Genomic DNA, 24,598 nt, shown 5'->3' with positions numbered 1-24,598 from the left:
TCGGAATGTAGCCGTCCCGCCCCGCCCCGCCAAGCCCACAGATGAGCATTTGCAATTTTGCGCTGACCGGCCCTACGGTGGTCACCAGACGACACGCTGACGGAGACCCCATGTTCACCATCGAGCACGAATTCGACGCCACCCTGATCACCCTGATCGACGAGGGCGGCACACATCTGCAAGGCGACGTGTCAATCAACGCGTTTGAGGATTGCGTCACCGTCGAACAACTCGACCCGCGTACAGACCACGTGCAGAAGATCACCTTTTCCCTACAGCAGATCCGCGACCTGGCGGCCGCGCTTGACCTGCCAGAGGGCAGCTACCGGCTGGAGGGGAAGCCATGAGTAAAACAGGCTTTTTCTGGGACGAGCAGTGTTTTTGGCATGCGGGCGGCGACTTTGCCTTCACCGTTCCCATCGGCGGTCTGGTTCAGCCTTTGGCAGCGGGCGGCTTGCCGGAAAACCCAGAAACCAAGCGGCGCCTGAAGAACCTGCTCGATGTTACCGGCCTCACCAACGAACTGCACAACAGCTCCGCCCCGCATGTAACTTGGGATGACCTGCTACGCGTCCATCCAGAGACGTTCTTGCGCAAATTCAAGGAGATGTCCGATGCAGGCGGCGGCACAATGGGCCTGCGCACACCCTTTGCCCAAGGTGGTTTCGAGATTGCGACGCTCTCTGCCGGACTCGCGAAGGGGGCGCTGTTTTCCGTGCTGCAAGGCGACATGACCAACGCCTACGCCCTGTCGCGCCCGCCGGGCCATCACTGCCTGCCGGATTATCCCAACGGCTTTTGCCTGCTCGCCAACATCGCCATCGCAGTCGAGGCCGCGCTGGAGCATCGCCTGACCGACCGTGTCGCAGTGATCGACTGGGACGTGCATCACGGCAACGGCACCGAGGCGATTTTCTTTGACCGCGACGACGTGCTGACCATCTCCCTGCATCAGGAACGCAACTACCCCATGGACACCGGCGATGCCGAAGATCGCGGCGTGGGCGCGGGCGAAGGGTTCAACATGAACATCCCGCTGCCACCCGGCGGCGGTCACGCACTGTATATGGAGGCAATGGAACGCCTCGTCCTCCCAGCGCTCACTGACTACCGCCCTGACGTCATCATCGTGGCCTGCGGCTACGACGCGGCAGCCATTGACCCGTTGTCGCGCATGATGGCCACCGCCGAGACCTTCCGCGCCATGACGGAACTGGTCATGGAGGCCGCGTCGGACCTGTGCGACGACCGGCTGGTGCTGGTCCATGAGGGCGGCTATTCCGAGGTCTACGTCCCCTTCTGCGGTCACAACGTCCTGCAACAACTCTCCGGCAGCGCGATCAGGGCCGAAGACCCGCTTGGCGAAACCTTTCAACTCCGCCAACCCTCCGAGCGTCTGGCCCGCATGCACAGCGAGTTTCTCACTGACCTGGAGGCGTTCTTGCTCTGATGGGAGAGCCCATCGTCGCTTATTGTTAGCCAGACGAATCTTTGTAACGGTCGAAGGATTATCAGGCCTCCGAGCCTCAAAAAGTTACAGTTAAACAGGATCACGCTTTGCCAGCAAACCTCCGATGGCGTCTTGATCGTGAAAAGCTGGCTGGAGCTCGAAGCATCAGCCCGACCGCAACCGGGCTACCTCGCAGGTAGCTGGGTGGTTTGCGGACGCAACTCCATCCGGTTGAAACCATGTTGACAGCGGACGGGGTGTTCCTGAGCAAGGCTGAATTCGGCCTGAGCCGGATAACAGGCTGGGTCGCCACCCGTCACTCTTGCCACTATGGGCATACTCGGCACGAAGACTGGCACCTTCTCACGCATCCGTGATCGAATTTTGGCGCAACTTCAACTACTTGCCGCTCTCGTTCAAATCCTTGCGGCCCTCGTTCAAGGCAGGACGGCAGACATTCCTTATCTTCAAATCATCACCAGCGGCCCCTCCCGCCGCGCATTTAGAGAAAGGAACCAACCCATGAAACTTCTCACACTCACAACCGCTCTCGCCCTTGCCGCCGCACCCGTACTGGCAGGCTCTCCTGCCGAGGAATTCGGCTTGATCCATGCAGGCAACGGCGCTTCCGCCGCAGCCCAGGCCACCGCCATCGAAAAACTGTCCGGCGATGACACCGACAGCCGCATCGTCGTGATCGAGAACGCGCAGGTCAGCCGCAATTCGCAAGGTCACCAACAACTGGCGCGTGATCTGGGTGTCTCGGCTGACGCCTACTCTACCGCCGAGCTTGCTCACATGTTCATCAAAGCACACGACTGACCCCTTGTTCCCCAGTTGGTCGGTTAGTCGCAGCCCCGGCAGGCATCAGCCCGCCGGGGCTTTTTCATGTGTCGAGACGAGCCTTGCGAAACTGGCTGGGAGAAACCCCCAGCTGCTGCTTGAAGCTGCGCGACATATGCGCCTGATCGGCAAACCCGCAACGGGCGGCGATCTGCGCCAGTGACAAAACACCCTGCCCCAGCAACCTGCTTGCGGCTTCCAGCCGAACCTGCGCCACAAAGCGCATCGGTGTTTCGCCCACCCGCGCCTTGAACTTGCGCGAAAAGGCGGCCTCGCTCATGCCCAGCTCTTCTGCCAGCTGCGCGGGGCTGATTTTCTTGTCCAGATGCGCTTCGATATAGTCGACCACACGACCGTATTGATCCGCCCCGAAGCTATGATCGAACGCGACTTCCGTGCGCTGCAGGCGGCCATATCGTTTGAACATCAGCACCAAAAACATCCGCGCCAGCGCCTCGAACATTACCTCCGCCCCTACTTCCGCCGCCGTTAGGGTCTGCCCCATTTGCGCGATGAGCGCCTTCACGTCGTCGTCTTGAAAAAGAAACGTCTTGGCAAAATGGTTGGGAGCGTCAGGCACGATCTTCAACTCTGTTTGCACGAACCGTTTCATCATTGCCGGATTGACATGCACAATCATGACCTTGGCTGGGTCCAGCCACTGCCAGCCGGTCAAGCCCCCCGCCACAGCCACCGCGATGTCGTCGGGACTCAGTGTAAACCGCTCGGTGTGCCCATCGCGGTCGGCGATGAGCCGGATTGGGTCATCCTGTGCGGAAATGATGAAACTGAAATGAGCGCTTTTTTGTGGCGCGACGGAGGCCGGCGCTTCTTCGCGGCACTCAAAGCGCAGAACACCGTCCGAAGTAGTGCGAGACAGCACCGGCGGCGTCTCGGGCATGGCGGTCGGCTTAGGCCAAAGGGGAGTATCGGACTTGCCCATCGCTGCGCCTCCGTCAAAATGAACTGCTCGGTTCAGATATGGGCGGAACGCCGCAGCGTCAAGTCAGGGAAAGCGGCACAAGCGGAAGGTTGCAAATCAACCCCGTTCTACCGGCCCGCCGTAAGCCTCCCAAGTCGAGAACCCTTCACGCAGATGAGCAGCCTCAAACCCCATGTCGTTCAAAGCCGCCACTGTCAGCGCCGACCGCCAGCCGGACGCGCAGTGGAACACGAACTTCTTGTCCTGCCCGAAGACCTCTTTGAAATAGGGGCTGTCGGGGTCCACCCAGAATTCGGCCATGCCGCGCGGGCAGTGGAAACTGCCCGGAATATAGCCGCTGCGCTGCCGTTCCCGCACGTCGCGCAGGTCCACGATCACCACGTTCGGGTCCTCCACCATCGCAATCGCGTCGACGGTCTCGACCTCTTCGATCCGCGCCCGTGCACGTCCCACCAGCTGTGCCGCCGTAACCTTCAAAGTCATTGCCGTGCCTCCCTTACAATGCCGCGACCAGCACCAGGATGCTGACAACGATCAACGCGATCCCGGCCAGCTCTTTCGGTGTGCTGCGTTCCTTGAAGATGAAGTAGGACGCCAGAAAGGTGAACACCAATTCCACCTGGCCCACGGCTTTCACATAGGCTGCGTTCTGCAACGCAAACGCCACGAACCACCCGAACGAGCCGCACATGGATGTCACCCCCACCAGTGACGACACCCGCCACGAGGCGATCACGCGGCCGATCTCGCCCTTGTCGCGCCAAGCCAGCCATGCGGCCATGATAAGCGTCTGGAAAGCAGTCGCCACGGCCAGACTGACGCCTGCCCGCACAATCACGTCCGGGCTGTCGATCTGTAACGCCGCGCCGCGGTAGCCCACCGCCGACACCCCGAACAGCAGTCCCGAGCCCAGCCCGAACCCTGCCGCCTTGTTGAAGAACCGCGCGCCACCTTTGGGCGGGTCGGACAGCAACACAACGCCGGCAAACCCGATGGCAATCGCCACCACGCCAAGTGTCGACACGCCCTCGCCCAGCACCACCAGCCCGATCAGGGCGGTCAGCACCACTTCGGTTTTCTTGAACACGATCCCCACGGCGAAGTTGCGCTCCGCGAACAGGGCGACGACGCAGGCCGTCGCCAGTATCTGCGCGACACCCCCAGACATGGCATAGACCCAGAACGCTCCGCTCAGTGCCGGGACCGGCGCTTGCGTGACGCTCATATAAGCCCAAATGCCAAGCGCCACCAACGGGCTGGAAAACAGAAACCGCGAGAACGTCGCCCCGCCGGTCGACAGCTTCGTCGCCTTGAGATGCTTTTGCAGCATGAACCGCAGGTTCTGCATGAAGGCCGCGAAGATCGAGACGTATATCCACAGGGCCATAGGTCTCTCCAGTTGCGACGCAAGGCGTGTCTACGCGGGCGGCATACGGTCGTCCAGCATGCGGTGCAACAGGGGGTGTTCCACGGGGTCTTTCGCCCGCACCAGATGTCGCGCAAAGATCGCTCCGTAGGAGGGATAAATATAGCTGTCATTGCAGGCCAGAAACCTGTCCTTCCCGCTACGATAGAGCATCGGGAGGTCATACCACGGCACCTGCGGGTGCATGTGATGAACGACGTGCAGGTTGTTGTTCAGAAACAGAAAAGCCAATGGGCCACGATCCTCGACGATTACCGAGCGCGCGCGGCTTTGTTCATGCGCACGGTGCTCCAAAAAGGTGCGGATTTTCAACAGTGACAGTCCAGTATAGGCCGCGACCAGATATGCCCATAGTGGCATGGGCGATTGGATCACCAGCCAGATCACCGGCACCGTTGTGATCCCATGCGCCAGCCAGCTCATCACGATCCGACGGCTAGGAGCCTTTATATCGCCGCGCATAAACGCCCATTGCCCTATCGCCGGGCCAAGCAACATTCGCCCTGCCAACGTATTGTTCATGCGGTAGACCAGCTTTGCCCAGCTTGGCAGCGCGGCCCAGTCACGCCCTGCCAGAAAGTTGCTTTCGGGGTCATCATAGGGGTCCGTCAAGTTCACGTCGCGGTGATGCGCCAGATGTGTGTCGCGGAACCGGCCATAAGGAACGGCTAGGTTCAGCGAGGGCCGCACCATCGCCTCGTTCAGCCACTGCCAGCGCAGCGGATGGCCGTGCAAGACCTCGTGCTGCAAAGACGACTGCTGCGCGATAGCCAATGCCGCAACGATAACGGCTAGCAGTACAGACCAGCTTGCAAGCCAAAACACCGCCCCGCCCCATACCGCGTAGGTTGCGACCAGTAAAACCAGCGTAGGCCACTCGACCCACCATGTGTTTGATTTCATATATGCACCCTTCCCCTGCGGAAAGATTAACCCGCTTGCAGACGTCAGGGCAGCCTGTGGATAGTTCACATTTTCCAGCATTGGTGATAGAAGTCACCAAATGATGGAAATTCTTGACAAACGAGACCGCGCAGAGCTGTTCCGCACTCGACTGGCCACTGCAATGGACGCTGGCGACGTCACCCAAAGCGCCCTTGCCCGCGCCATCGGCGTGGACCGCTCGACAGTGTCGCAACTGCTCAAACAGGAAACCGCCCGCCTGCCCAATGCGCAGGTCGTCGGCGAATGCGCCCGCGTGCTGGGCGTCTCGGCAGACTGGCTGCTGGGCCTGACGGACCGGCCGGAACTGGCCGCCGACCTCATGGCCTCCGCTCTGACTTTCACCGAAGCCCCGCGCGCACTGGTCGACGAGCAGATTTTCAATTGGCACCGCGAAGCCGCAGGCTACAAGATCCGCCATGTTCCAGCGGGTCTGCCTGACATGCTAAAAACCCGCGAGTTGCTGGAATGGGAATATACGCCGCATCTGGGCCGCACTACGGCACAGGCCATCGGCGCATCTGAGGACCGGCTGGCATGGATGCGCGGCGCGGGCTCCGACTACGAGATCGCCGTGCCGCTGCACGAGTTGCACGCCGTAGCCAAGGGGCACGGATATTACGAGGGCTTGCCGCCTGATATCCGCCGCGCTCAACTGACCCGTTTTCTGGAGTTGCATGACCAGCTTTACCCCACGCTCCGGCTGCATGCTTTTGACGCCCGCAAGCTTTATTCCGCGCCGATAACGATCTTCGGGCCCAAGCTGGCGGTGATCTATCTGGGCCGCAACTACCTTGCATTCCGCGACCGTGAACGGGTGCAGGCCATTACGTTGCACTTTGACGGGCTGGTCAGAGAGGCCGAGTTATCTTCGCGGGAGATGCCAGACTTGCTTCAAAAACTGATTGAAGTGATGGATTAGGAAAAAGCTTCAAGACACTGATAAAATTCAGATTTAAAGACATGAATCAACCTGCACGCTACGGCGCAAATGACGTCAAAGCTTCGGATCTGGATTCTCGGTATGACCATCCACCGCAATGACCTGCCCTGACACCAGCCGCGCAGCGTCTGAGCCGAGGAACACCGCCATGTTCGCCACGTCCCGCGCCTCGACAAAGGATCGCATCGAGGTGCCCTTGGCGTATCCCTCATAGACCTGATCGCGGGTCATCCCTTTGGCTGCCGCTTCACGTGCCAACACGCCCTCCATCCGTGAACCTTCGACCGCGCCCGGACAGATCGCGTTGGCGCGGATACCGTGCGGGCCAAGCTCCATAGCCAAGGTTTTCATCAACCCGATGACCCCCCACTTCGCCGCCGCATAGGGTGCGCGGTTGGGGTAGCCATAAATGCCTGCGGTGGACGAGGTCAGCACAATCGCGCCGGAGCCCTGCCGCTTCATCAGCGGCGCCGCATATTTTGCCGCCAGAAACGCGCCTTCGAGGTTCACCGAAACGCAAGCTTTCCAGTCCTCTAGCGCCACGTCTTCAACTGCCGCCGTCGGCCCCGCGATACCTGCGTTGGCGCAGAGCACGTCGAGCCCGCCCCATGTGGTTTCTACCTCTTGGAACAGTGCCGCCATGGCGCTCTCGCTGCTAACTTCCACAGTGCTGGAGCGCCAACCATCAGGCACCGATCTGACGTCCAGATCCGTGACCCAGACCTGCGCCCCCGCTTCGGCAAAAGCCTGCCCCATGGCGAACCCGATGCCCGAGCCGCCTGCCGTGATCAGAACCCTCACCGCTTACCTATGGCAGCGCCCGCACCTTCTGGTGCGGGCAATGACGCATGAGCCGCCGCGATCTCGCCCAGCTTCGCAGCGATAGCGTCCGATGGCTCCGACGCGCGGCGGGTCTCCAGCGAGACGTGGATCAGCATATGCTCTCCCGTCGCCAATAGCCGGCCACCTTCGTACATGCGGTGGAACAGGTGCATCTTCTTGCCCTGACCCAAGAGCACTTGCGTCTCGACGCGGATGCTTGCGCCTGCATGGACCTCGTCAAGGTGGCGTATATGGGTCTCGGCGGTGAAGTAGCTGCCGCCCGACGCGATGTAATCCGCGTCACAGCCGACCATCTCCATGAAGCGGTCGGTGGCGTCGCCGAATGCCTGCAAATACCGCGCCTCGTTCATGTGACCGTTATAGTCGGTCCAGTCCAAAGGCACCGCGCGTTGCACAGTGACGATGGGCAGCGCGCTGTCCTCCAGTTCCGGCTTGGCGGGCTGCGCACGGTTCAACACCGCGCCTGCCCCCCAATCCTGCGCCTTGAGCGCGCGCATCATGGCCACGAGGTTGGTGTCGCGGATGCGCTCCAACTCGCGGATCGAGTGCATGCCCGATTGCGCGTCAGACTGGCTGGCGATCTGGTCGACCAGCTCGTCGGTCAGCTCCGGCACGTCCATCAACTTGGTCCATGGCCACGAGAGGCAGGGGCCGAACTGCTCGATAAAGTGCTTCATCCCAGCCTCGCCGCCCGCAATGCGGTAAGTCTCGAACAGCCCCATCTGCGCCCAACGCAGGCCAAACCCCATGCGGATCGCCTCGTCGATTTCTTCGGTGGTGGCGATGCCGTCCTTTATAAGCCACAAAGCCTCGCGCCAGACGGCTTCAAGGAAACGGTCGGCGATATGGGCGTCGATTTCCTTGCGGACATGCAGCGGGAAGCACCCGATGGAGGTCAGGATATCCTTGGCCTTTTGCACCGTGGCGGAATCGTTCACAGGGCTCGGCACCAGTTCGATCAGCGGCAGCAGGTAGACGGGGTTGAACGGGTGCGTTACCACGATCTGCGCAGGGCGGAGTGCGCTTTCCTGCAACTCGGACGGCTTGAAGCCGGAGGTCGACGAGCCGATGATCGCGTCTTTGCGGCACGCGGCCTGCACTTGGGCGAAGACCTTGTGCTTGATCTCCAGCCGCTCCGGCACGCTTTCCTGTATCCAATCGGCGGGGCCGACGGCCTCGTCCAGATCAGCGTGGAAACTCAGGCGGCCCTCTTCGGGCATAGCGGTGTCTGACAGGCCCGGCAACGAGCGCCGCGCGTTGGCGAGAACTTCGTTAATCTTGCGTTCAGCCTCGGGGTCGGGGTCGAACACCCGCACGTCCCACCCCATGAGCAGAAACCGCGCGGCCCATCCGCCGCCGATCACGCCGCCGCCAAGAATTGCTGCTACTTGGGTCATGGGGACACCTTTCTGAGTTTGGTGATGTCGTAGCCGTTGAAGGCCAGAATTTCGCGGGCCGCCTTCAAGCGGTCCGGGCGGAGGCTTTTCGTGCGGTTCACAATCATACCGAAGCGACCCGAGGGCGTTCCCAGTGCCGCGGTGCGGTGATCTTCATCCACCCAAATCACCCAGACGGGGTCACCCACTTCGGGTGACAGTCTGCCGAACTGACCTACAGTTAAAAAAGGCCAATCGCCCCCCTCCGCATCTGCTGCAAGAGGCGAAATGGCGGCTTTTGAAATGTAGCGGTATCCGCCTGCCTCCGGCTTGAAGGTCAAACGGCTTACCGTGACTTCACGCGGGGTTTGCTCGAAGCTTTCGATCACCATCCAGTCCCCCGCAAAACGCATGAAATCAAACCGGGTGGACGATGTGATTACTACATTGGTATCGCGAAACCCGTCTGCAACAAACGCGGGCTTTGGCTCGCAAGCGGCCAGCCCCATCAGCACCAATGCACCCAGCCAAGTCTTCACCCGCGTGGTGCCCGCTTCGTCAGCCCCAGCTTTTCGCGCACCGCGTCCGGCCCGATCACCTTTGCGCCCAAGCGCTCGGTGATTTCTACCGCGCGGGTGACCAGCGCCTCGTTGGTGGCCAGCACACCGCGATCCAGCATCAGGTTGTCCTCCAGGCCAACCCGCACGTTTCCGCCTGCAAGGATGCTCGCGGCAGCCAGCGGCATCTGGTTCCGACCCAGCCCGAAGGCCGAGAACGTCCAGTCGTCGGGCACGTTGTTAACCATCGCCATGAAGGTGTTCAGATCGTCCGGCGCGCCCCATGGCACGCCCATACACAGCTGCACTAGGGCCGGAGACTCCAGCACGCCGTCTTTGACCAACTGCTTGGCATACCAAAGGTGTCCGGTGTCAAACGCCTCTATCTCCGGCTTCACGCCTAGGTCTGTCATCATCCGACCCATTGCGGTCAACATGCCGGGGGTGTTGGTCATGACGTAGTCGGCCTCGGCAAAGTTCATGGTGCCGCAATCGAGCGTGCAAATTTCCGGCAGGCATTCTGCGACATGCGCCACACGTTCTTCAGCGCTGATCATGTCGGTGCCGGGTTGGGTGGGCAGCGGGTTTGGAGCGCCGAAAACGATGTCGCCACCCATGCCCGCGGTCAGGTTCAGCACAACATCCACATCGGCGGCGCGGATGCGGTCGGTGACCTCGCGGTAGAGCTTCAAATCACGCGAGGGCGCACCCGTCTCCGGGTCTCGCACGTGGCAGTGGACCACCGCCGCGCCCGCCTTGGCTGCCGCAATCGCGCTGTCTGCGATCTGCTTGGGCGAGCGCGGCACATGCGGGCTTTTGTCCTGCGTCGAGCCGGAGCCCGTTACGGCGCAGGTGATAAACACCTCACGGTTCATTTCCAGCGGCATGATATTCTCCCTTTTTCGTGCAGCGGACTGCATCTTGGCAGGCTTTGGCAATCCTGTTTACGCGCGGATATAGCCTGAATACGTCATAGTTTCATCTTGGCAGAAATATTCCCGCCGGAGGCTCCGACCTTTCACCTAATACGGCATCGGATACGATTTGTGCGCGGCGGTGATATCGTCCAGCACCTCTTGCCCCAACACCAGATCCTTGCCTGCGATAATGTGCTCAAGCTGCGTCATCGTCGTCGCGCCGAAGATCGGGATCACCGGAAACGGCCGTTGGCAGCACCATGCCAGTGACATATGCACCGGGTCGAGCCCATGCTTGGCGGCGATATCCAGATAGGCCTGCGCCGCCTCCAGAACGCGATCGGAATTGCGCCCACCCATCTTGTCGTTGATTGACATGCGCGATCCTTCGGGGATTTTTCCACCCTGATATTTGCCGGTCAGGAACCCCACGGCCAACGGCGAAAAGGCCAGCAGCGAGATATCCTCGTTATGACCCAGCTCGGCCAGATCGGTATCGTAGAGACGGCAAAGCAGCGAGTATTCGTTCTGGATGCTCTCCACCCGCGGCCCGCCCATCTGCTCCGCGATTTGCAGCCACATCATGGTGCCCCAAGCGCTTTCATTGCTCAGGCCGAAATGGCGAATTTTGCCTTCCTGCACCAACGCCTTCAGGGCCGCCAGCACCTCCTCCATATGCGCAACGGTCGCCGCGCGATCCTGCGAGGACGGATCATAGGTCCAGTTCTGGCGAAACATGTAGCTGCCACGATTGGGCCAGTGCAGCTGGTACAGGTCGATCACGTCCGTTTGCAGCCGCTGAAGCGAGCCCTCGACAGCTTCGCGGATGGTCTTGGCGGAAATCTCCTCGCCATCGCGGATGTAGTTGCCCTTGCCTGCCACCTTGGTGGCCAGCACCACATCGTCGCGGCGTCCGGTCTTCGCGATCCAATTGCCGATGATTTGCTCGGTGCGGCCTGCGCCCTCCTTGGTCATCGGGTTGACCGGATAGGCTTCGGCGGTGTCGATGAAGTTGATACCGGCCTCAAGGCTGGCATCGATCTGGGCGTGCGCGTCGGCCTCAGAAGTCTGGGTACCCCATGTCATGGAGCCAAGGCAAAGCTGCGATACCATCAATTCGGTGCGGCCAAGGCGAACTGTTTTCATTGTCTGGGTCTCTCGCATTTAAACTCTCGCGAGACTAACGGTGGAGCCAGCGAGGGCAACCTCAAAACCAATCCCTCCGAACCGCGATCCCATCAGATATTCTTGGTATCGACCTTCGACAGAATCGTCTGGTTCAACTCGCGGAACGGGCGGATGTAGCAGGTCACCACGGCCCAGCCGCGCTCCATGTCGGTCAGGAAAGAGGTGAAGGAATGCGGCGACGCCGTCGGCATGTTGCGCACCTTCTGGGCCATGGCCTGATGGGACTCGTCATCGTTCCAGCCACGGTTCGACGTGCCGCCTATCCGGCCAAGCGCAAGAAAATCTGCCCCCACGCCTTTCGAGCGCGGCAGCAGGTGGTCCACATCCTGCCCGTCCGAAGTGCGCGGCATCACGTCGTCAAATGCGGCGCGGTAACCGGTATAGGCGGGATTCACGTACACCGTGGCCCATTTCTTGCGCACCAGCACGAATGTATTGGACACGCTGCGCCCGCCGATCTGATAGATGGAGACTTCGGGTTGCTTTATATCTGCGGTGCCGATTGCGGGGGCGGGCCAAAGAACGCCCTGTTGGCGCATCATCGCGCCATATTGCCGTGCGGTAATCATAATCGACCTCTTGGAAATTTTGTTAATCAATGCTGCGAGTATTTCCGATCCCGTCCCCCGAATCCAGCGAATTTGCTCCGCATGCGACGCGGACTGACGCAAAACGGCTTGCAGCCCATTACGGTTGAGGCGAGCGTGAAACAACCTAAAGGGTCGATTTATGCGTCTCATGATTTCCTTCGCGGCCCTGTTCCTTTCGGTCGTTCTATTGCAGTTGTCCTCCGGCGGCGTCGGCCCGCTGGACGCATTGTCCGGATTGGCGCTCGATTTCAGCACGGCAGAAGTCGGCTTGCTGGGCTCGGCGCATTTTATGGGATTTTTCATCGGCTGCTGGTGGGCACCGCGCGCGATGGGGTCGGTCGGCCATTCCCGCGCCTTCGCGGCATTCACCGCCACCGGAGCCATCGGCTTGCTGGCGCATATGCTGATCGTCAACCCTTACGCCTGGGCGCTGATGCGGGTTGCAACAGGCCTGTGCGTTGCCGGTTGCTACACGGTGATTGAGGCATGGCTGCAAGCCAAGGTCACCAACGAGACGCGGGGCCGCGCCATGGGCACCTATCGCGGCGTGGACATGGGCGCGTCATTGGTCGCGCAACTGCTGATCGGCGTGCTGGAGCCTGCGTCCTACGTCTCCTACAACCTGCTGGCTTTGCTGTGTTGCGCAGCGATCCTGCCGCTGACCCTGACCACGGCCCGCCCGCCCGAGACCCCCTCCGCGCCGCGCTTGCGGCCGATGCTTGCCGTGACACGCTCGCCCCTCGCGGCGGCGGGCGTGATCGTGGCGGGCCTGAACAGCGCGGCCTTCCGGATGATCGGTCCAGTCTATGGCCAAGAGGTCGGGTTACGCCCAGATCAAATCGGCCTGTTTCTGGCCGCTTTCGTCGCGGGGGGCGCGTTGGCGCAGTTCCCGTCCGGCTGGCTGGCGGACAAATATGACCGCCGCTGGGTGCTGATCTGGCTCTCGGTCGCCGCGATCGTCTCAAGCATGTTCACCGTTCTATCGGCCTCTGGCGGCACCACCATGGTGATGACAGGTGCCGCGGTGTTCGGCTTCACCACCTTCCCCATATATTCTGTCGCCGCCGCCCATGCGCATGACTTCGCATCGTCCGAGGAGCGCGTGGAGCTGTCTGCCGCACTGATGTTCTGGTACGCAGTCGGTGCCATTGCCTCGCCGCTCGGCGCATCGAAGCTGATGGAGGGCTTCGGCCCCACCGCTTTATTCATGCTGATGGCCATCGGTCATGCGGTTCTGGTTATTTTCGGCCTCACGCGGATGCGCGCCCGTGCCACCCCGAGAAAACGCACATCCTATGTCTACGCGCCTCGCACCTCGTTCCTGATCGGGCGGCTGCTTCGACGGAAAAGGGAGCGCAAATAGGTCTTCATCTTGGCAAAAATATTCAAAATCCGTCACTGGCAGGACGCGCAGCCTTAGGCTAAACCAACGCAGCACCTGCCAAGGACGATCTAATGACCCGTATCCTCATCACCTCTGCCATTCCGTATATCAACGGGATCAAGCATCTTGGAAACCTCGTCGGCTCGCAGCTGCCTGCGGACCTCTACGCCCGCTACCAACGTGCGCGCGGGGCCGAGGTGATGTTCATCTGCGCCACCGACGAGCACGGCACCCCCGCCGAACTGGCCGCCGCGAAAGCGGGTAAACCGGTGGCGGAGTTTTGCGCCGAAATGTATGAGATTCAGGCGGACATCGCCAAGCGGTTCGGGCTGTCGTTCGATCACTTTGGCCGATCGTCCAGCCCGCAAAACCATAAGCTGACCCAGCATTTCGCAGGGCGCTTGAAGGCGGAAGGCTATATCGAGGAAGTTTCGGAAAAGCAGGTCTATTCCAACGCCGACGGTCGCTTTCTGCCCGACCGCTATATCGAAGGCACCTGCCCCAATTGCGGCTATGACAAAGCCCGTGGCGACCAGTGCGAGAACTGCACCAAGCAGCTGGACCCGACCGATCTGATCGAGCCGCGCTCGGCGATCTCCGGCTCCACCGATCTGGAGGTGCGCGAAACCAAGCATCTGTATCTGCGTCAGTCCAAACTGAAGGATCAGCTGGACGACTGGATCAACTCCAAGACCGACTGGCCTGTGTTGACCACCTCGATTGCCAAGAAGTGGCTGCATGACGGCGACGGGCTGAGAGACCGCGGGATCACCCGCGATCTGGATTGGGGCGTGCCGGTCAAGGACGGCGAGAATGACTGGCCCGGGATGGAGGGCAAGGTATTCTATGTCTGGTTCGACGCCCCTATTGAATACATCGCGGCCACCAAAGAATGGGCCGACGCACGCGGGCTGGACGACAGCGCTTGGGAACGCTGGTGGCGCACCGACAAAGGCGCGGACGACGTGCGCTATGTGCAATTCATGGGCAAAGACAATGTGCCCTTCCACACGTTGAGCTTCCCCGCCACGATCATGGGCTCTGGCGAGCCGTGGAAGCTGGTCGACTACATCAAATCGTTCAACTACCTCAACTATGACGGCGGGCAGTTCTCGACCAGCCAAGGGCGCGGCGTGTTTATGGATCAGGCGCTTGATATCCTGCCTGCCGATTACTGGCGCTGGTGGTTGCTCAGCCACGCGCCCGAAACATCGGACAGCGAATTCACGTGGGAGAATTTTCAAAGCTCGGTCAATAAGGATCTGGCCGATGTGCTGGGCAATTTCGTGTCCCGCGTCACCAAGTTCTGCAACTCCAAGTTCGGGCCTGCGGTGCCGGAAGGCGGCGCATATGGCGAACGGGAACAAGCGTTGATCGTGGACCTCACGACGAAAATCCGCGCCTATGAAAACCACATGGCGGCAATGGACGTGCGCAAGTCGGCGGCGGAGTTGCGGTCCATCTGGGTGGCGGGGAACGAGTATCTTCAGGATGTGGCCCCTTGGACCACATTTAAGGAAAACCCCGAACAGGCCGCCGCGCAAATCCGGTTGGCGCTGAACCTGATCCGCGTCTACGCCGTGCTATCCGCGCCGTTTATCCCGACCGCGTCCGCGCAAATGTTGTCGGGCATGAACACGCTGGATATGAGCTGGCCGGATGACGTCGAAGCGGCCCTTGGTGTTTTGCCTGTGGGGCATGAGTTCACCGTGCCGGAGGTTTTGTTTGCCAAGATCAGCGACGATCAACGCGAAGAATGGGCAGAAAAATTCTCAGGCGTGCGCAGCTAAGCACTAAATCCACGCGAGCGTTGCCATAGCCAGCACAAGGTAGCGCCCAAGCTTCGCCACGGTCACCAGCAATAGGAACGGGCCGAGCGGTTCACGCAAAACCCCGGCGACAACCGTCAGCGGATCGCCGATGACAGGCAACCAGCTTCCGAGCAGCGACCAGCGTCCATAGTGGCTGTACCAGCCCTCGGCGCGGGCAAGTTGTCTGTCGGAGGCAGGAAACCAGCGACGGTCGCGAAACCGGAGCAGGAAGCGCCCCAACCCCCAGTTGATGACGGCACCTAACACATTGCCGACGGTTGCGACCAGCAGGAGCAGCGCCACCGAGTAGTTGCCAGTGGCCAGAAGGCCAACCAGAACCGCCTCGGACTGCATCGGCAGGATTGTCGCCGCAATCAAAGCCGAGGCGAACAAACCCAGATAAGCAATCACACGTCATCCCGCATGTCGCTCGCGGTCAAAACTGGCTCGCCCGCCCGCGCGGCCATGATCGGTATCAGCACGCTCAAAACCAGCAACCGGCCCACATGGCAGGCGGCAACGAAACCGGGATTGGCCCCCAACACCGCGCCCATGACGATCATCGTCTCCAGCCCACCCGGCGCGAAGGCGACAAGGACATGGGGCAGCGGCATCTCCAAAAGCATGGACACCGGCACGGCGAAACTGATGGCGAGTACCGTGGTCAATGCGGTGATCGCCACCCCACCGCCTGCATAGCGAAACATCATGGCAGGGCTGGTGCCGCTGAAACGAGAGCCGATAAGCGTCCCCATGGCCACGAGGCAGGCCATGGTCACCTTGGGCTCCAAAACACCGGGGGCGAGGTCTGACAAGTGGCCCGCTCCTGACACCAGCATCGCACCAATCAGCAACGGCGCCGGCACGCGGAGCTTCTCCAGCAGCCACCCCGCAAGGATCGCCAGCACGACCAGAACCGCGATATGCCCGAGGCCCAATACAGAGCCCTGCGGTGCCAGCCCTTGCGACATGTCCAACCCCATGAGGGCCGCTATCGCGGGGACCGTTAAAGTCAGCAGCAACACGCGCACAGATTGGGCGACGGTCACGCGGGTCAGGTTCACGCCGTAGGTCTCACCCAACGCAATAACAAAGCTCAGATGACCGGGGGCGGATGCCAGTACCGCGCTGCGTCGGTCGAAACCGAATACTCTGATCAGCAAGGCGCGGCATAAAACCATGGCCACGACCAGCATCATAGCCAGCGCGACGAAGGCCAACGGCCAACGCAGCATTGCCGCCGCAGCCTCCGCATTCACGCCGGCCCCGATGCCGATACCGATAAACAGAAATGCGATGTCGCGAAGGAATGGCGCGATGCCAAGGCGCAAGCCACATAGCGACAGCACCGACACCAGAACCGCAGGACCAGTCAGCATATAAAGCGGCAGGTTCACGACATATCCCAAGGCCGCCCCGACACCGCCCACGGCAAGCGAGAGCAGCGAAAGCCAGAGGGCAGGTAAAGTGGGCAGGGTAAACATGGGCAATCGCTATCACCCCTGCGTACGGATGTGGAGAGCGGCCACTGCATTTCCGCGAATACAGCAGATGTGCTTGACCTGCGCTGTCAAAGGTGCACCGCTCGGCAATGCACATGTTGCTCGTTCTTGCCCTGATAGCTTCGTCTTCTGCGCTCGCAAATTGCCCCGACTACGCCGAGGGTTACAATCGACGCAGCTTCGTGAGTTTTATCCGTGAGGACTATAAGGCCGCGCCGAAGTGTTTGGACCGTGCGGTTGCCCTGACGCCGGATCATATCCGCGCAATCGTCGGGCGGGCCTTGGCGTTGATGTCGAACCCGTGGTTGCCGGAACGCAACCGCGTGACGCCGTTGCTCTCCCCCAAGAAAACGCGTCCGAGACCGACCTTTGATCTTTAAGCCCGAGCGGCACACCGTTATGGTCCGCCCACCCCTCGTGCCCGCGTGGTGGAATGGTAGACACATGGGACTTAAAATCCCTGGACCTTACGGTCGTGCCGGTTCAAGTCCGGCCGCGGGTACCATCTTCCTGACGCTTGATCTGCCATAAAAAAACGCGCCCCAGATGGGACGCGCTTCAAAATTTCTCTTGGGTCCGACCTTATGCGGCTTCGGCCTGGCTGCGGCGTTCGCTTTCTTCGCGAGACAGGGCGACAGAGGTCCGTACGCCGTTGCCGACAAATGCCATCAACCCCGATACGACACGTTCGTTCGGGTCGATGCCAGCACAACTCAGCACTTCGCGGCCATCGCGGGAGCGCGCCCAGCGAGCGATCTGCTCGGGGCCATTGCCATATTTTTTGTCATCCGCAATCGCGTCATCGAGTGCGGCCAAGACCACGGCGGCAAACAGTTTGCGTGCGCGTTGACCTTGTTCAAAGTTGAAAGCGTTGCCATCAACGAAATCAGCAGCCATTTCGTTTCCTTTGTTTTTGCTCTTGTATCTTCGGGCGTAAGCACGGTTGTGACAGATATTTTCCGATTCGTCATTGCGTATTAGGAATACCACCCATGCGACAGGCGCATAACTCTACATCACCATTAACCGTATCTAGTCTTCTTGCCTCCCCATAACTCCCCAGATATAGGATTGTTCCAACTTGTATCAACCTTTTGTCAAGGAATCGCCACAATGCCTAAAATCAACGGAAACGAAATCCGCGGTGGCAATGTTCTGGAACATAACGGCGGCCTCTGGGTCGCGGTGAAAGTGGACCACGTGAAGCCCGGAAAGGGCGGCGCGTTTGCTCAGGTCGAGATGAAAAACCTGCGCAACGGCTCAAAACTGAACGAGCGTTTCCGCAGTGCCGACAAGGTTGAGCGCGTTCGTCTGGAACAAAAAGACCAACAATTTCTTTATGAAACAGATGGCATGCTGACCTTCATGGACACCGAGACCTATGAGCAGATCGAACTACCAGCTGACCTACTGGGCGACCGCCGCCCCTTCCTGCAAGACGGTATGGTCGCGGTGGTAGAGTTCCACGAATCCGAAGCGTTGAACGCCACATTGCCTCAGAAGGTTGTCTGCAAGGTGGTGGAAACCGAACCTGTGATCAAAGGTCAGACAGCCTCCAAGAGCTTCAAGCCTGCGGTTCTGGACAACGGCGTGCGCATCATGGTGCCGCCGTTTGTGGGCGTTGACGAAGACATCATCGTCGACACCGAGTCGATGGAATATTCGGAGCGGGCTTAAACACCTAGATGGCGATCCAGCGCTCGGGCAGGATATCTGGATTAACCAATTTCGGGTTGTTGAACCATTTCGCAGGCCCGACCACCCGCGCCTCGGGCCTGCGGTCAAGCCAGCCGCCCCACCACGAAAACGTGGAATTGGCGATTACGTGATCCGAACAACATGACATAAGCCGCAAGTCCTCGTGAGGCTTGTCGGGTCCGTTATGACCAACTGGCGTGGTGTCATATGGCAGCTTCAGGTTGTCGCGCACCCATTCGGGATCGTCCGAGAAGACGAAGACCTTGAGGTCGCTTTTGCCCTCGGATAACCGCGCTAACGCGCGCAGATAATACGCCTCATCACATGTCGCGTGGGTGGAGTTGGACTTTGACGTCTCCACATAGTCCCCCCGCCGCACATGCAGCGATACGGTGTGCCCTGCGCTGGCAATCCGGTCCGCGTATTCAGCGTTTCGTGTATCCGGGGGCGTGACGATACGCAGCTCGTTTTCAAGATGGTCAAGCACATCTGCGAAGTAGCGCTCGGATTGGAAGTAGCCGTGCAGATAGGTGCCGTCAGGTGCCTGTGCGATGCGGCTCTGATAACCGAGCCCCCTTTCGCGCATGAAGGCCGGATCATGCCCGAAAGCCCGCCACATCACATACTTGAAGAAATTGTCCTTGGAAGGCGGCAACTCGGACGGCTCGGCGATACGCGCGGAGATATTGAAGTGATCGAGTCCAAACGCCCAATGCGAGCCCGGAGGCGCAAGGCGTGTATCCAAGACCAACTCGACGCCTTGCCGAAGCGATACGGCACGGGCCGTGGCATATTGGAACAGTTGGTTGCCCAAACCGCCGAAAATTCTGCTGTAGATCATGTCCTGCCCCATGGCCGCAAAGCTTGCACTGCTCCACCGCGTTTTCCAAATTATGCGCCCCAATAGCTCAGATCTGAGCGGACCTGAATTGTAAATTTCCGTCAAGCGGACCGGGCTCGATCGATTTTGCTTGGTTGGAGATCGTTCAGACGCAGTTTCACCAAAAGACGGGACGCTACCCGACAGCGAGCGGAGCGATTTGGTGAAGGCTCACCAAGAGGCGTGGTGTTACCGGTTCGTCTAAGAAGAATGGCACCGCTCTCAGGCGTAGTGGCAGGCTTTACCGCTTTGGACCGTCAGGGCGGCACGTTCTAGGTAGTCGGCATAGAATTTCGCCCGCCGGGCGTTTTCCTCGATGGCGATGCTGCGGGCGGCGTAGTCCTCAGCATTGACGCGCTGCAAAGCGTCGCGGACCTGCTCCTCGGTTTCGCAGATCAGAATGCCGTCCGTATCGAAATAATCACCGATATTAGGACATCCCCAGTAAATCGGTACAGTTCTGCACAACGCGGCATCGACGATCTTTTCGGTGAAGTAATGCCGTTCGCGAACATTCTCGATGATCAGTGAGAAACGATAGCTCTCCAATCCATCGGCCTTGCGCTCGAACGGCTTGTAGCCGCGTCCCATGACATCGACATCCAGCCCTTTTTCCCGCACGAAATCAATCATACGGTGGCGAAGTTGATGCCCCTCAAGGTCACGTTTACCTGACGCAATCAGTGACATATGGCGGGACTTTTCGGGGTTGATGCCGGAAATATCGTCAATGAACGTAGAACCAAAATAGAAGAAAATTCCATTGTCGATCTGTGCCAGCAAACTCTCCGATTTGGTTAAAATCGAACGAAATGATTTACGCCATCGGTAAGCGCGTTTCAGGTTTTTTGCGTGAACCGCATCGGGCTCTACGATCATCACTGAAACCTGAGCCCGAATGCCCAACCAGGGCGCGTAGAACAACTCTGAGTTGGGATAGGCAATCAGGTGATCTTGAGGCCCCATGTCCCGCACGGTACCGCGCGCCAACCGCTCGGGCCGCCCCAGCGGCCAATGCAGACTATCGAGTGGCGTGTTCGCCATACCGACCGCGGGCCAGCTGTTATAGGGGACGACGGCATAGGCAGGATTGTCGTTCATTTGCGTCTCCGCACGGAAGGAATGGAGGAGCGGTATTTTGCCTCGGGGTGTGGCGGATGTCCGTCGGTCACCTTCCAGTAACGCGCGCCGCCGCGTTTAAGCCATAGCGGCAGGCACAACAGCAGCCCGATCACGAAACCGCCTGCATGCGCCCAGTAGGCGACGCCGACGCCATCCGCACCGAAGTTTGCGACGCCGTTGAACACTTGCAGGCCAAACCAGATGCCTAGCATGGCCCATGCAGGCACCGGGAATATTTTGAAAAAGATCACGAAAATGAAAATGATATCGACCTTGGCGCGCGGGAAGAGCAATAGGTAGCCGCCCATGACGCCCGCTATCGCTCCTGACGCGCCCACTACGGGAACCGGACTGTAGGGATCTGCCAGAAGTTGCACCAGATCCGCACCAACGCCAGCAGCAAGATAGAACAAGGCGAAGCCGACATGACCCATCTGGTCTTCCAGATTGTCGCCGAAAATCCACAAAAACAGCATGTTCCCAGCTAAGTGCATCAGGCCGCCATGCAAAAACATGGAGGTGACGAGCGTGTAAGTCTGCGCGCCCGAGCTTACCTCGACCGGGCGCATGGCCCATATGTTGAAGAACGCGGCCAGGGCGCGTTCGTTGTCGAACAATGGCCAGTAGCTGACGAAGATCACGACATTCAGCGCGATCAGTGCGTAGGTCACATAGGGCGTGCGCTCGGACGGGTTGTGGTCGCGGATTGGAAACATGGCGCGACGCTGACCGATTGAGCGAAGGGGGTCAAGCGCCCACCTCCGCCAACAAAGCCGCGTTGCCACCCGACGCAGTGGTGTCGATGCAAACGTGCCGCTCGGCCAGCGTATCGCAGGGGCGCGGGGCTTCGGTGATTAGCTGCAAGATCGGGCCGTCGCGGCTTGCCAAGTCCTGCCGGATGCGGCGGGCGGTGTCCGCGTCTCCAAACCAGAGCACCCCCGAGATGTCGGGCGTGGTCGCGACCTCCTCGATCATGCCTTCGCGTGCGGTGCCGCCTGCGGCCTGCACAGCCGCGATTTGGGCAGCGGGGTCGGGCCCAAGACACAGGAACGGCGCGCGGGAATGGGTGGACAAACGGTTTGTCTCCCCGGTTGGTCCGGGCATGTCCTGCACCTCCGGCATCACAGGCGCGCCGTTGCTTTGGGTGAACTTGGTCAGATAAAGCGGCCCGCCCGCCTTGGGGCCGGTGCCCGAAAGCCCTTCACCACCAAAAGGTTGAGAGCCGACGACCGCGCCGATCTGGTTGCGGTTGACATAGATGTTGCCCGCGTGGACGCGGTCAACGACCTCTTGCACCCGGTCGTCAATGCGCGAGTGCAGGCCGAAGGTCAGCCCGTAGCCGGTGGCGTTGATCTGGTCGATGACCTGCTCAAGCTGGTGCGACTTAAAGGTTGCGACATGGAGGACGGGGCCGAATATCTCCTCCTTCATCTGGGCGATGCTGTCGACGCGCAACATGGTCGGCGCGATGAAGGTGCCGGATTTCGGGGTCTGAAGCTCGTGGATCACCCTGCCCTCGGCGCGGGCGATGTCGATATAGGCCGCAATCTTGTCGCGGGCGGCGGCGTCGATGATCGGGCCGACATCCGTGCTGACGTGCCACGGGTCACCGACATTGAGCGCGTCCATCGCACCTTTGATCATCTCGATCAGACCTTCGGCCACGTCTTCCTGCACATATAGGCAGCGCAGAGCGGAGCAACGCTGGCCTGCGGACTGGAAGGCGGAGGCGACGATGTCGCGCGTCGCCTGTTCGGGCAGCGCGGTGCTGTCGACGATCATGGCGTTGAGGCCGCCGGTTTCCGCAATCAGCGGTGCGGTGGCGTTGCCATCCTCCGCAAGGCTTCGGTGAACGCGCATGGCGGTGGCCGTTGAGCCGGTGAAGCAGACACCATCCACGTCTGGTTGCGCGGTCAAGGCCGCGCCCACCTCGCCGCCGCCGGGAAGGAGTTGCAGGGACGCGAGCGGCACCCCTGCCTCGTGTAGCAGCGAGGTCGCCAAGTGCGCGATAAGCGGGGTTTGCTCGGCAGGCTTGGCGAGGACCGCATTGCCTGCGGCCAAGGCTGCCGCAATCTGGCCAGTAAAAATCGCCAGCGGGAAGTTCCATGGCGAGATGCAGACGAAGCGCCCTCGCGGCGCGCCAGTGAGTTTGCCCGCCTCGCCCGCATAATAGCGCAGGAAGTCGACCGCCTCGCGGACCTCACCAATACAATCGGGCATGGTTTTGCCGGCTTCGCGGGCCAGCAGGGCGAAGATGGGGCCAATGTTGGCCTCGTAGAGGTCGGCGGCTTTGAGCAACACCTTGGAGCGCTCCGACGCGGTCGCACTCCATGGCTGCGCCGCTTTCACCGCTGCGGCAGCGTCTTCGGTGGAGGCGAGGTGCACGGTGCCCACGTGATCATCCGGCGTGGCGGGGGCATGCAGCTTGCGTTGGTCGGTGCCTGACTTTGCCGACACGATCAAAGGCGCAACCTCGGTCTGGCCGTCGCGGAATTTGTCGCGGACGGCGTCGATTGCGCCCATGTCGCGCGGGTCGGTCCAGTCCCAACCTTGGGAGTTCTTGCGGCCCGGGAAGATGTTGGCAGGCAGCGTCACAGCGGGAAAGCTCAACCCTTCGAGCTCAGCAAACGGGTCGGATGCCACTTTGGAGGCAGGCACGTCCTCGTCCACGATCTGGTTGACGAAGGAGCTGTTCGCACCGTTCTCGAGCAAACGGCGCACCAGATAGGCCAGCAAGTCACGATGCGCACCCACGGGGGCATATATCCGGCAGCGGGTCTTTTCGCGGCGCAAGACGATGTCATGAAGCCGCTCACCCATTCCATGCAGACGCTGGAACTCGAACGCATCGTAATCGGTGGCCATATCAAGGATCGCGGCGACCGTATGGGCGTTGTGCGTCGCAAATTGTGGATAGATGCGGTCGGTCAGACCCAACAGCTTGCGGGCGTTGGCGATGTAGGACACGTCGGTCGCTTGCTTATGGGTGAAGACGGGAAAACCGCTGAGACCCATGACCTGCGCACGTTTGATTTCAGTGTCCCAGTACGCGCCTTTCACGAGGCGCACCATAATGCGGCGATCAAGGCGGCTGGCGAGTGCATAAAGCCAGTCGATGACAAAGCTGGCGCGGGGCCCGTAGGCTTGCACCACGACGCCAAAACCGTCCCAACCTTTCAATGTGTCATCGGACAACGCCGCTTCGATCACGTCTAGCGACAAATCAAGGCGGTCGGCCTCCTCAGCGTCGATGTTGAGGCCGACTCCACCTTCGGCGGCCATGTGGCAAAGCTGCGACAGACGGGGGACCAGCACATCCATCACCCCGCCTTTGTGCGGTGACTCATAGCGTGGGTAGAGCGCGGACAGCTTGACAGAAATGCCGGGGTTGGAACGGATGTCGCCATGGGTCGCAGCCTTGGTGATCGCGTCAATCGCGTTGCGATAGGCGTCGAAATAGCCCCGTGCGTCGGCGTCGGTGCGTGCGGCTTCGCCGAGCATGTCGTAGGAATAGGTGTAGCCCTCCCCCTCGCGGTTTTCGGCGCGCGACATCGCTTTGGCGATCGTCTCGCCCAGTACAAACTGGCGACCCATCTCCTTCATCGCACGGGCTACGGCGGTTCGGATCACCGGCTCGCCCAACCGCTTGACCATGCCGCGCACCTGCCCTGCGATACCGCGCGACTCCTCCTCAAGAACCTTGCCGGTCAGCATCAGCGCCCATGTGGACGCGTTAACCAAGGAGGACGCCGAATGGCCTAAATGGCGGCCCCAGTCGGACGGCGCGATCTTATCCTCGATCAGCGCGTCCATCGTGTCGGCGTCTGGCACACGCAGCAAAGCTTCGGCCAAGCACATCAGCGCGACGCCCTCGTCGGTGGACAGGCCGTATTCGGCGAGGAATACCTCCATCAAACCGGGTTTGGCGGAGCTGCGGATTTGCTTGACCAGTGCGGCACCCGCATCGGCAATACGCTGGCGGTCCTCGGCGGACAGGTTGGCCGTGGCTATCAACTGGTCCAGCACGTCGCGTTCGTTAGGAAGCATATGGGCGCGCATTTCCTCGCGCAGGTCGATAGCGGTTTCACGGGTCATGGCAGGCTCCAGTATGCAGGACATTATACCACTGTACTCGCCCCATTGCCAAATTGAAGCCTGTGGTTCAGATTTGCAGCAGATTCCT

At 60.5% G+C, this 24,598-nt stretch carries 26 protein-coding genes and 1 tRNA gene; 10 read left to right on the top strand and 17 right to left on the bottom strand.

What is annotated here, in order from left to right; all coding sequences use genetic code 11:
* The first annotated feature begins 110 nt into the window (after positions 1–110).
* The 4 genes from THALAR_RS01230 (at position 111) to THALAR_RS01220 (ending at position 2,272) form a co-directional block, all read left to right on the top strand.
* The gene (locus THALAR_RS01230) at positions 111–347 is read left to right on the top strand and encodes a hypothetical protein (protein ID WP_021099637.1); all 237 of its coding nucleotides are present in this window, start codon (positions 111–113) and stop codon (positions 345–347) included.
* Positions 344–1,450, top strand: a complete 1,107-nt coding sequence (locus THALAR_RS01225; RefSeq protein ID WP_021099636.1) for a class II histone deacetylase — start codon at positions 344–346, stop codon at positions 1,448–1,450. The genes THALAR_RS01230 and THALAR_RS01225 overlap by 4 nt, the downstream gene beginning before the upstream one ends.
* Before the next feature lie 239 nt (positions 1,451–1,689).
* Positions 1,690–1,827, top strand: coding sequence for a hypothetical protein (locus tag THALAR_RS18520; protein WP_021099635.1), 138 nt, complete (start codon positions 1,690–1,692; stop codon positions 1,825–1,827).
* A gap of 145 nt (positions 1,828–1,972) precedes the next feature.
* Positions 1,973–2,272, top strand: coding sequence for a hypothetical protein (locus tag THALAR_RS01220; protein ID WP_021099634.1), 300 nt, complete (start codon positions 1,973–1,975; stop codon positions 2,270–2,272).
* A 64-nt stretch (positions 2,273–2,336) separates the two neighbouring features.
* On the opposite strand, the gene THALAR_RS01215 is transcribed toward THALAR_RS01220, so the two are convergent.
* From THALAR_RS01215 to THALAR_RS01200, 4 genes are all read right to left on the bottom strand, one after another.
* Entirely contained in the window at positions 2,337–3,236 is a 900-nt protein-coding gene (locus THALAR_RS01215; RefSeq protein WP_051153549.1) for a helix-turn-helix domain-containing protein, read from the bottom strand.
* Between the two features lie 96 nt (positions 3,237–3,332).
* Complete coding sequence (locus THALAR_RS01210) at positions 3,333–3,719, bottom strand: rhodanese-like domain-containing protein (protein ID WP_021099632.1); 387 nt, start codon at positions 3,717–3,719, stop codon at positions 3,333–3,335.
* Between the two features lie 13 nt (positions 3,720–3,732).
* The gene (locus THALAR_RS01205; RefSeq protein ID WP_021099631.1) at positions 3,733–4,623 is read right to left on the bottom strand and encodes a DMT family transporter; all 891 of its coding nucleotides are present in this window, start codon (positions 4,621–4,623) and stop codon (positions 3,733–3,735) included.
* A gap of 30 nt (positions 4,624–4,653) precedes the next feature.
* Positions 4,654–5,565, bottom strand: a complete 912-nt coding sequence (locus tag THALAR_RS01200) for a fatty acid desaturase (protein ID WP_021099630.1) — start codon at positions 5,563–5,565, stop codon at positions 4,654–4,656.
* Between the two features lie 100 nt (positions 5,566–5,665).
* Between THALAR_RS01200 and THALAR_RS01195 the strand changes: the two genes are divergently transcribed.
* Entirely contained in the window at positions 5,666–6,526 is an 861-nt protein-coding gene (locus THALAR_RS01195) for a helix-turn-helix domain-containing protein (protein ID WP_021099629.1), read from the top strand.
* Between the two features lie 75 nt (positions 6,527–6,601).
* On the opposite strand, the gene THALAR_RS01190 is transcribed toward THALAR_RS01195, so the two are convergent.
* The 6 genes from THALAR_RS01190 to THALAR_RS01165 form a co-directional block, all read right to left on the bottom strand.
* Positions 6,602–7,348, bottom strand: coding sequence for an SDR family oxidoreductase (locus THALAR_RS01190; RefSeq protein WP_021099628.1), 747 nt, complete (start codon positions 7,346–7,348; stop codon positions 6,602–6,604).
* Positions 7,345–8,787, bottom strand: coding sequence for a carnitine 3-dehydrogenase (locus tag THALAR_RS01185; RefSeq protein ID WP_021099627.1), 1,443 nt, complete (start codon positions 8,785–8,787; stop codon positions 7,345–7,347). The genes THALAR_RS01190 and THALAR_RS01185 overlap by 4 nt, the downstream gene beginning before the upstream one ends.
* Positions 8,784–9,305, bottom strand: coding sequence for a lipocalin family protein (locus THALAR_RS01180; protein WP_021099626.1), 522 nt, complete (start codon positions 9,303–9,305; stop codon positions 8,784–8,786). The genes THALAR_RS01185 and THALAR_RS01180 overlap by 4 nt, the downstream gene beginning before the upstream one ends.
* On the bottom strand, positions 9,302–10,210 hold the full coding sequence (locus THALAR_RS01175; RefSeq protein WP_021099625.1) for a BKACE family enzyme: 909 nt from the start codon (positions 10,208–10,210) through the stop codon (positions 9,302–9,304). Before THALAR_RS01175 ends, THALAR_RS01180 begins: the two co-directional genes overlap by 4 nt.
* Before the next feature lie 135 nt (positions 10,211–10,345).
* Positions 10,346–11,386, bottom strand: a complete 1,041-nt coding sequence (locus tag THALAR_RS01170; protein WP_021099624.1) for an aldo/keto reductase — start codon at positions 11,384–11,386, stop codon at positions 10,346–10,348.
* Positions 11,387–11,478: 92 nt separating this feature from the next.
* Positions 11,479–11,997 carry a hypothetical protein gene (locus tag THALAR_RS01165; RefSeq protein ID WP_021099623.1) on the bottom strand — a complete coding sequence of 173 codons (519 nt, stop codon included), beginning with the start codon at positions 11,995–11,997 and terminating at the stop codon, positions 11,479–11,481.
* A gap of 160 nt (positions 11,998–12,157) precedes the next feature.
* On the opposite strand from THALAR_RS01165, the gene THALAR_RS01160 reads away from it, so the two are divergent.
* Both THALAR_RS01160 and metG read left to right on the top strand, forming a co-directional pair.
* Entirely contained in the window at positions 12,158–13,381 is a 1,224-nt protein-coding gene (locus THALAR_RS01160; protein WP_021099622.1) for an MFS transporter, read from the top strand.
* 92 nt (positions 13,382–13,473) lie between these two features.
* Complete coding sequence (gene metG / locus THALAR_RS01155; protein ID WP_021099621.1) at positions 13,474–15,192, top strand: methionine--tRNA ligase; 1,719 nt, start codon at positions 13,474–13,476, stop codon at positions 15,190–15,192.
* A 3-nt stretch (positions 15,193–15,195) separates the two neighbouring features.
* Here metG and THALAR_RS01150 read toward each other — a convergent pair whose 3' ends face one another.
* Positions 15,196–15,624, bottom strand: coding sequence for a YqaA family protein (locus tag THALAR_RS01150; RefSeq protein ID WP_021099620.1), 429 nt, complete (start codon positions 15,622–15,624; stop codon positions 15,196–15,198).
* Positions 15,621–16,697 carry an AbrB family transcriptional regulator gene (locus THALAR_RS01145; RefSeq protein WP_021099619.1) on the bottom strand — a complete coding sequence of 359 codons (1,077 nt, stop codon included), beginning with the start codon at positions 16,695–16,697 and terminating at the stop codon, positions 15,621–15,623. Before THALAR_RS01145 ends, THALAR_RS01150 begins: the two co-directional genes overlap by 4 nt.
* Positions 16,698–16,810: 113 nt before the next feature.
* Here THALAR_RS01145 and THALAR_RS01140 point away from each other — a divergent pair, with 113 nt between their 5' ends.
* Entirely contained in the window at positions 16,811–17,095 is a 285-nt protein-coding gene (locus tag THALAR_RS01140) for a tetratricopeptide repeat protein (RefSeq protein ID WP_154666725.1), read from the top strand.
* A gap of 39 nt (positions 17,096–17,134) precedes the next feature.
* Positions 17,135–17,220, top strand: a tRNA-Leu gene (locus THALAR_RS01135).
* 77 nt (positions 17,221–17,297) lie between these two features.
* Here THALAR_RS01135 and THALAR_RS01130 read toward each other — a convergent pair.
* Positions 17,298–17,612 (bottom strand): DUF6280 family protein, encoded by a 315-nt coding sequence (locus tag THALAR_RS01130; RefSeq protein WP_021099617.1) that lies wholly within the window; start codon positions 17,610–17,612, stop codon positions 17,298–17,300.
* A gap of 216 nt (positions 17,613–17,828) precedes the next feature.
* On the opposite strand from THALAR_RS01130, the gene efp reads away from it, so the two are divergent.
* On the top strand, positions 17,829–18,392 hold the full coding sequence (gene efp, locus THALAR_RS01125) for an elongation factor P (RefSeq protein ID WP_021099616.1): 564 nt from the start codon (positions 17,829–17,831) through the stop codon (positions 18,390–18,392).
* 4 nt (positions 18,393–18,396) lie between these two features.
* Here the strand turns inward: efp and THALAR_RS01120 are convergent, their stop codons facing one another.
* From THALAR_RS01120 to putA, 4 genes are all read right to left on the bottom strand, one after another.
* A complete protein-coding gene (locus THALAR_RS01120) occupies positions 18,397–19,254 on the bottom strand; it encodes an alpha-1,2-fucosyltransferase (protein ID WP_040817456.1) in 858 nt (285 codons plus the stop codon).
* Positions 19,255–19,515: 261 nt separating this feature from the next.
* Complete coding sequence (locus THALAR_RS01115) at positions 19,516–20,394, bottom strand: glycosyltransferase family 10 domain-containing protein (protein ID WP_021099614.1); 879 nt, start codon at positions 20,392–20,394, stop codon at positions 19,516–19,518.
* On the bottom strand, positions 20,391–21,131 hold the full coding sequence (locus tag THALAR_RS01110) for a rhomboid family intramembrane serine protease (RefSeq protein ID WP_021099613.1): 741 nt from the start codon (positions 21,129–21,131) through the stop codon (positions 20,391–20,393). The genes THALAR_RS01115 and THALAR_RS01110 overlap by 4 nt, the downstream gene beginning before the upstream one ends.
* Before the next feature lie 31 nt (positions 21,132–21,162).
* Positions 21,163–24,510, bottom strand: a complete 3,348-nt coding sequence (gene putA / locus THALAR_RS01105; RefSeq protein WP_021099612.1) for a bifunctional proline dehydrogenase/L-glutamate gamma-semialdehyde dehydrogenase PutA — start codon at positions 24,508–24,510, stop codon at positions 21,163–21,165.
* Between the last annotated feature and the right edge of the window lie 88 nt (positions 24,511–24,598).

It is taken from the genome of Litoreibacter arenae DSM 19593, from assembly GCF_000442275.2.
GTDB classification, from domain to species: Bacteria; Pseudomonadota; Alphaproteobacteria; order Rhodobacterales; family Rhodobacteraceae; genus Litoreibacter; species Litoreibacter arenae.
The sequence above is the reverse complement of the archived record's forward strand: the minus strand, read 5'-3'. Positions and strand labels throughout refer to the sequence as shown.

Bases quoted from the DNA above. Each gene is read 5' to 3' on its own strand.
- THALAR_RS01230 (WP_021099637.1), top strand. From the start codon at position 111: ATGTTCACCATCGAGCACGAATTCGACGCCACCCTGATCACCCTGATC.
- THALAR_RS01225 (WP_021099636.1), top strand. From the start codon at position 344: ATGAGTAAAACAGGCTTTTTCTGGGACGAGCAGTGTTTTTGGCATGCG.
- THALAR_RS18520 (WP_021099635.1), top strand. From the start codon at position 1,690: ATGTTGACAGCGGACGGGGTGTTCCTGAGCAAGGCTGAATTCGGCCTG.
- THALAR_RS01220 (WP_021099634.1), top strand. From the start codon at position 1,973: ATGAAACTTCTCACACTCACAACCGCTCTCGCCCTTGCCGCCGCACCC.
- THALAR_RS01215 (WP_051153549.1), bottom strand. From the start codon at position 3,236: ATGGGCAAGTCCGATACTCCCCTTTGGCCTAAGCCGACCGCCATGCCC.
- THALAR_RS01210 (WP_021099632.1), bottom strand. From the start codon at position 3,719: ATGACTTTGAAGGTTACGGCGGCACAGCTGGTGGGACGTGCACGGGCG.
- THALAR_RS01205 (WP_021099631.1), bottom strand. From the start codon at position 4,623: ATGGCCCTGTGGATATACGTCTCGATCTTCGCGGCCTTCATGCAGAAC.
- THALAR_RS01200 (WP_021099630.1), bottom strand. From the start codon at position 5,565: ATGAAATCAAACACATGGTGGGTCGAGTGGCCTACGCTGGTTTTACTG.
- THALAR_RS01195 (WP_021099629.1), top strand. From the start codon at position 5,666: ATGATGGAAATTCTTGACAAACGAGACCGCGCAGAGCTGTTCCGCACT.
- THALAR_RS01185 (WP_021099627.1), bottom strand. From the start codon at position 8,787: ATGACCCAAGTAGCAGCAATTCTTGGCGGCGGCGTGATCGGCGGCGGA.
- THALAR_RS01175 (WP_021099625.1), bottom strand. From the start codon at position 10,210: ATGCCGCTGGAAATGAACCGTGAGGTGTTTATCACCTGCGCCGTAACG.
- THALAR_RS01170 (WP_021099624.1), bottom strand. From the start codon at position 11,386: ATGAAAACAGTTCGCCTTGGCCGCACCGAATTGATGGTATCGCAGCTT.
- THALAR_RS01165 (WP_021099623.1), bottom strand. From the start codon at position 11,997: ATGATTACCGCACGGCAATATGGCGCGATGATGCGCCAACAGGGCGTT.
- THALAR_RS01160 (WP_021099622.1), top strand. From the start codon at position 12,158: ATGCGTCTCATGATTTCCTTCGCGGCCCTGTTCCTTTCGGTCGTTCTA.
- metG (WP_021099621.1), top strand. From the start codon at position 13,474: ATGACCCGTATCCTCATCACCTCTGCCATTCCGTATATCAACGGGATC.
- THALAR_RS01145 (WP_021099619.1), bottom strand. From the start codon at position 16,697: ATGTTTACCCTGCCCACTTTACCTGCCCTCTGGCTTTCGCTGCTCTCG.
- THALAR_RS01140 (WP_154666725.1), top strand. From the start codon at position 16,811: ATGTTGCTCGTTCTTGCCCTGATAGCTTCGTCTTCTGCGCTCGCAAAT.
- THALAR_RS01130 (WP_021099617.1), bottom strand. From the start codon at position 17,612: ATGGCTGCTGATTTCGTTGATGGCAACGCTTTCAACTTTGAACAAGGT.
- efp (WP_021099616.1), top strand. From the start codon at position 17,829: ATGCCTAAAATCAACGGAAACGAAATCCGCGGTGGCAATGTTCTGGAA.
- THALAR_RS01120 (WP_040817456.1), bottom strand. From the start codon at position 19,254: ATGATCTACAGCAGAATTTTCGGCGGTTTGGGCAACCAACTGTTCCAA.
- THALAR_RS01115 (WP_021099614.1), bottom strand. From the start codon at position 20,394: ATGAACGACAATCCTGCCTATGCCGTCGTCCCCTATAACAGCTGGCCC.
- THALAR_RS01110 (WP_021099613.1), bottom strand. From the start codon at position 21,131: ATGTTTCCAATCCGCGACCACAACCCGTCCGAGCGCACGCCCTATGTG.
- putA (WP_021099612.1), bottom strand. From the start codon at position 24,510: ATGACCCGTGAAACCGCTATCGACCTGCGCGAGGAAATGCGCGCCCAT.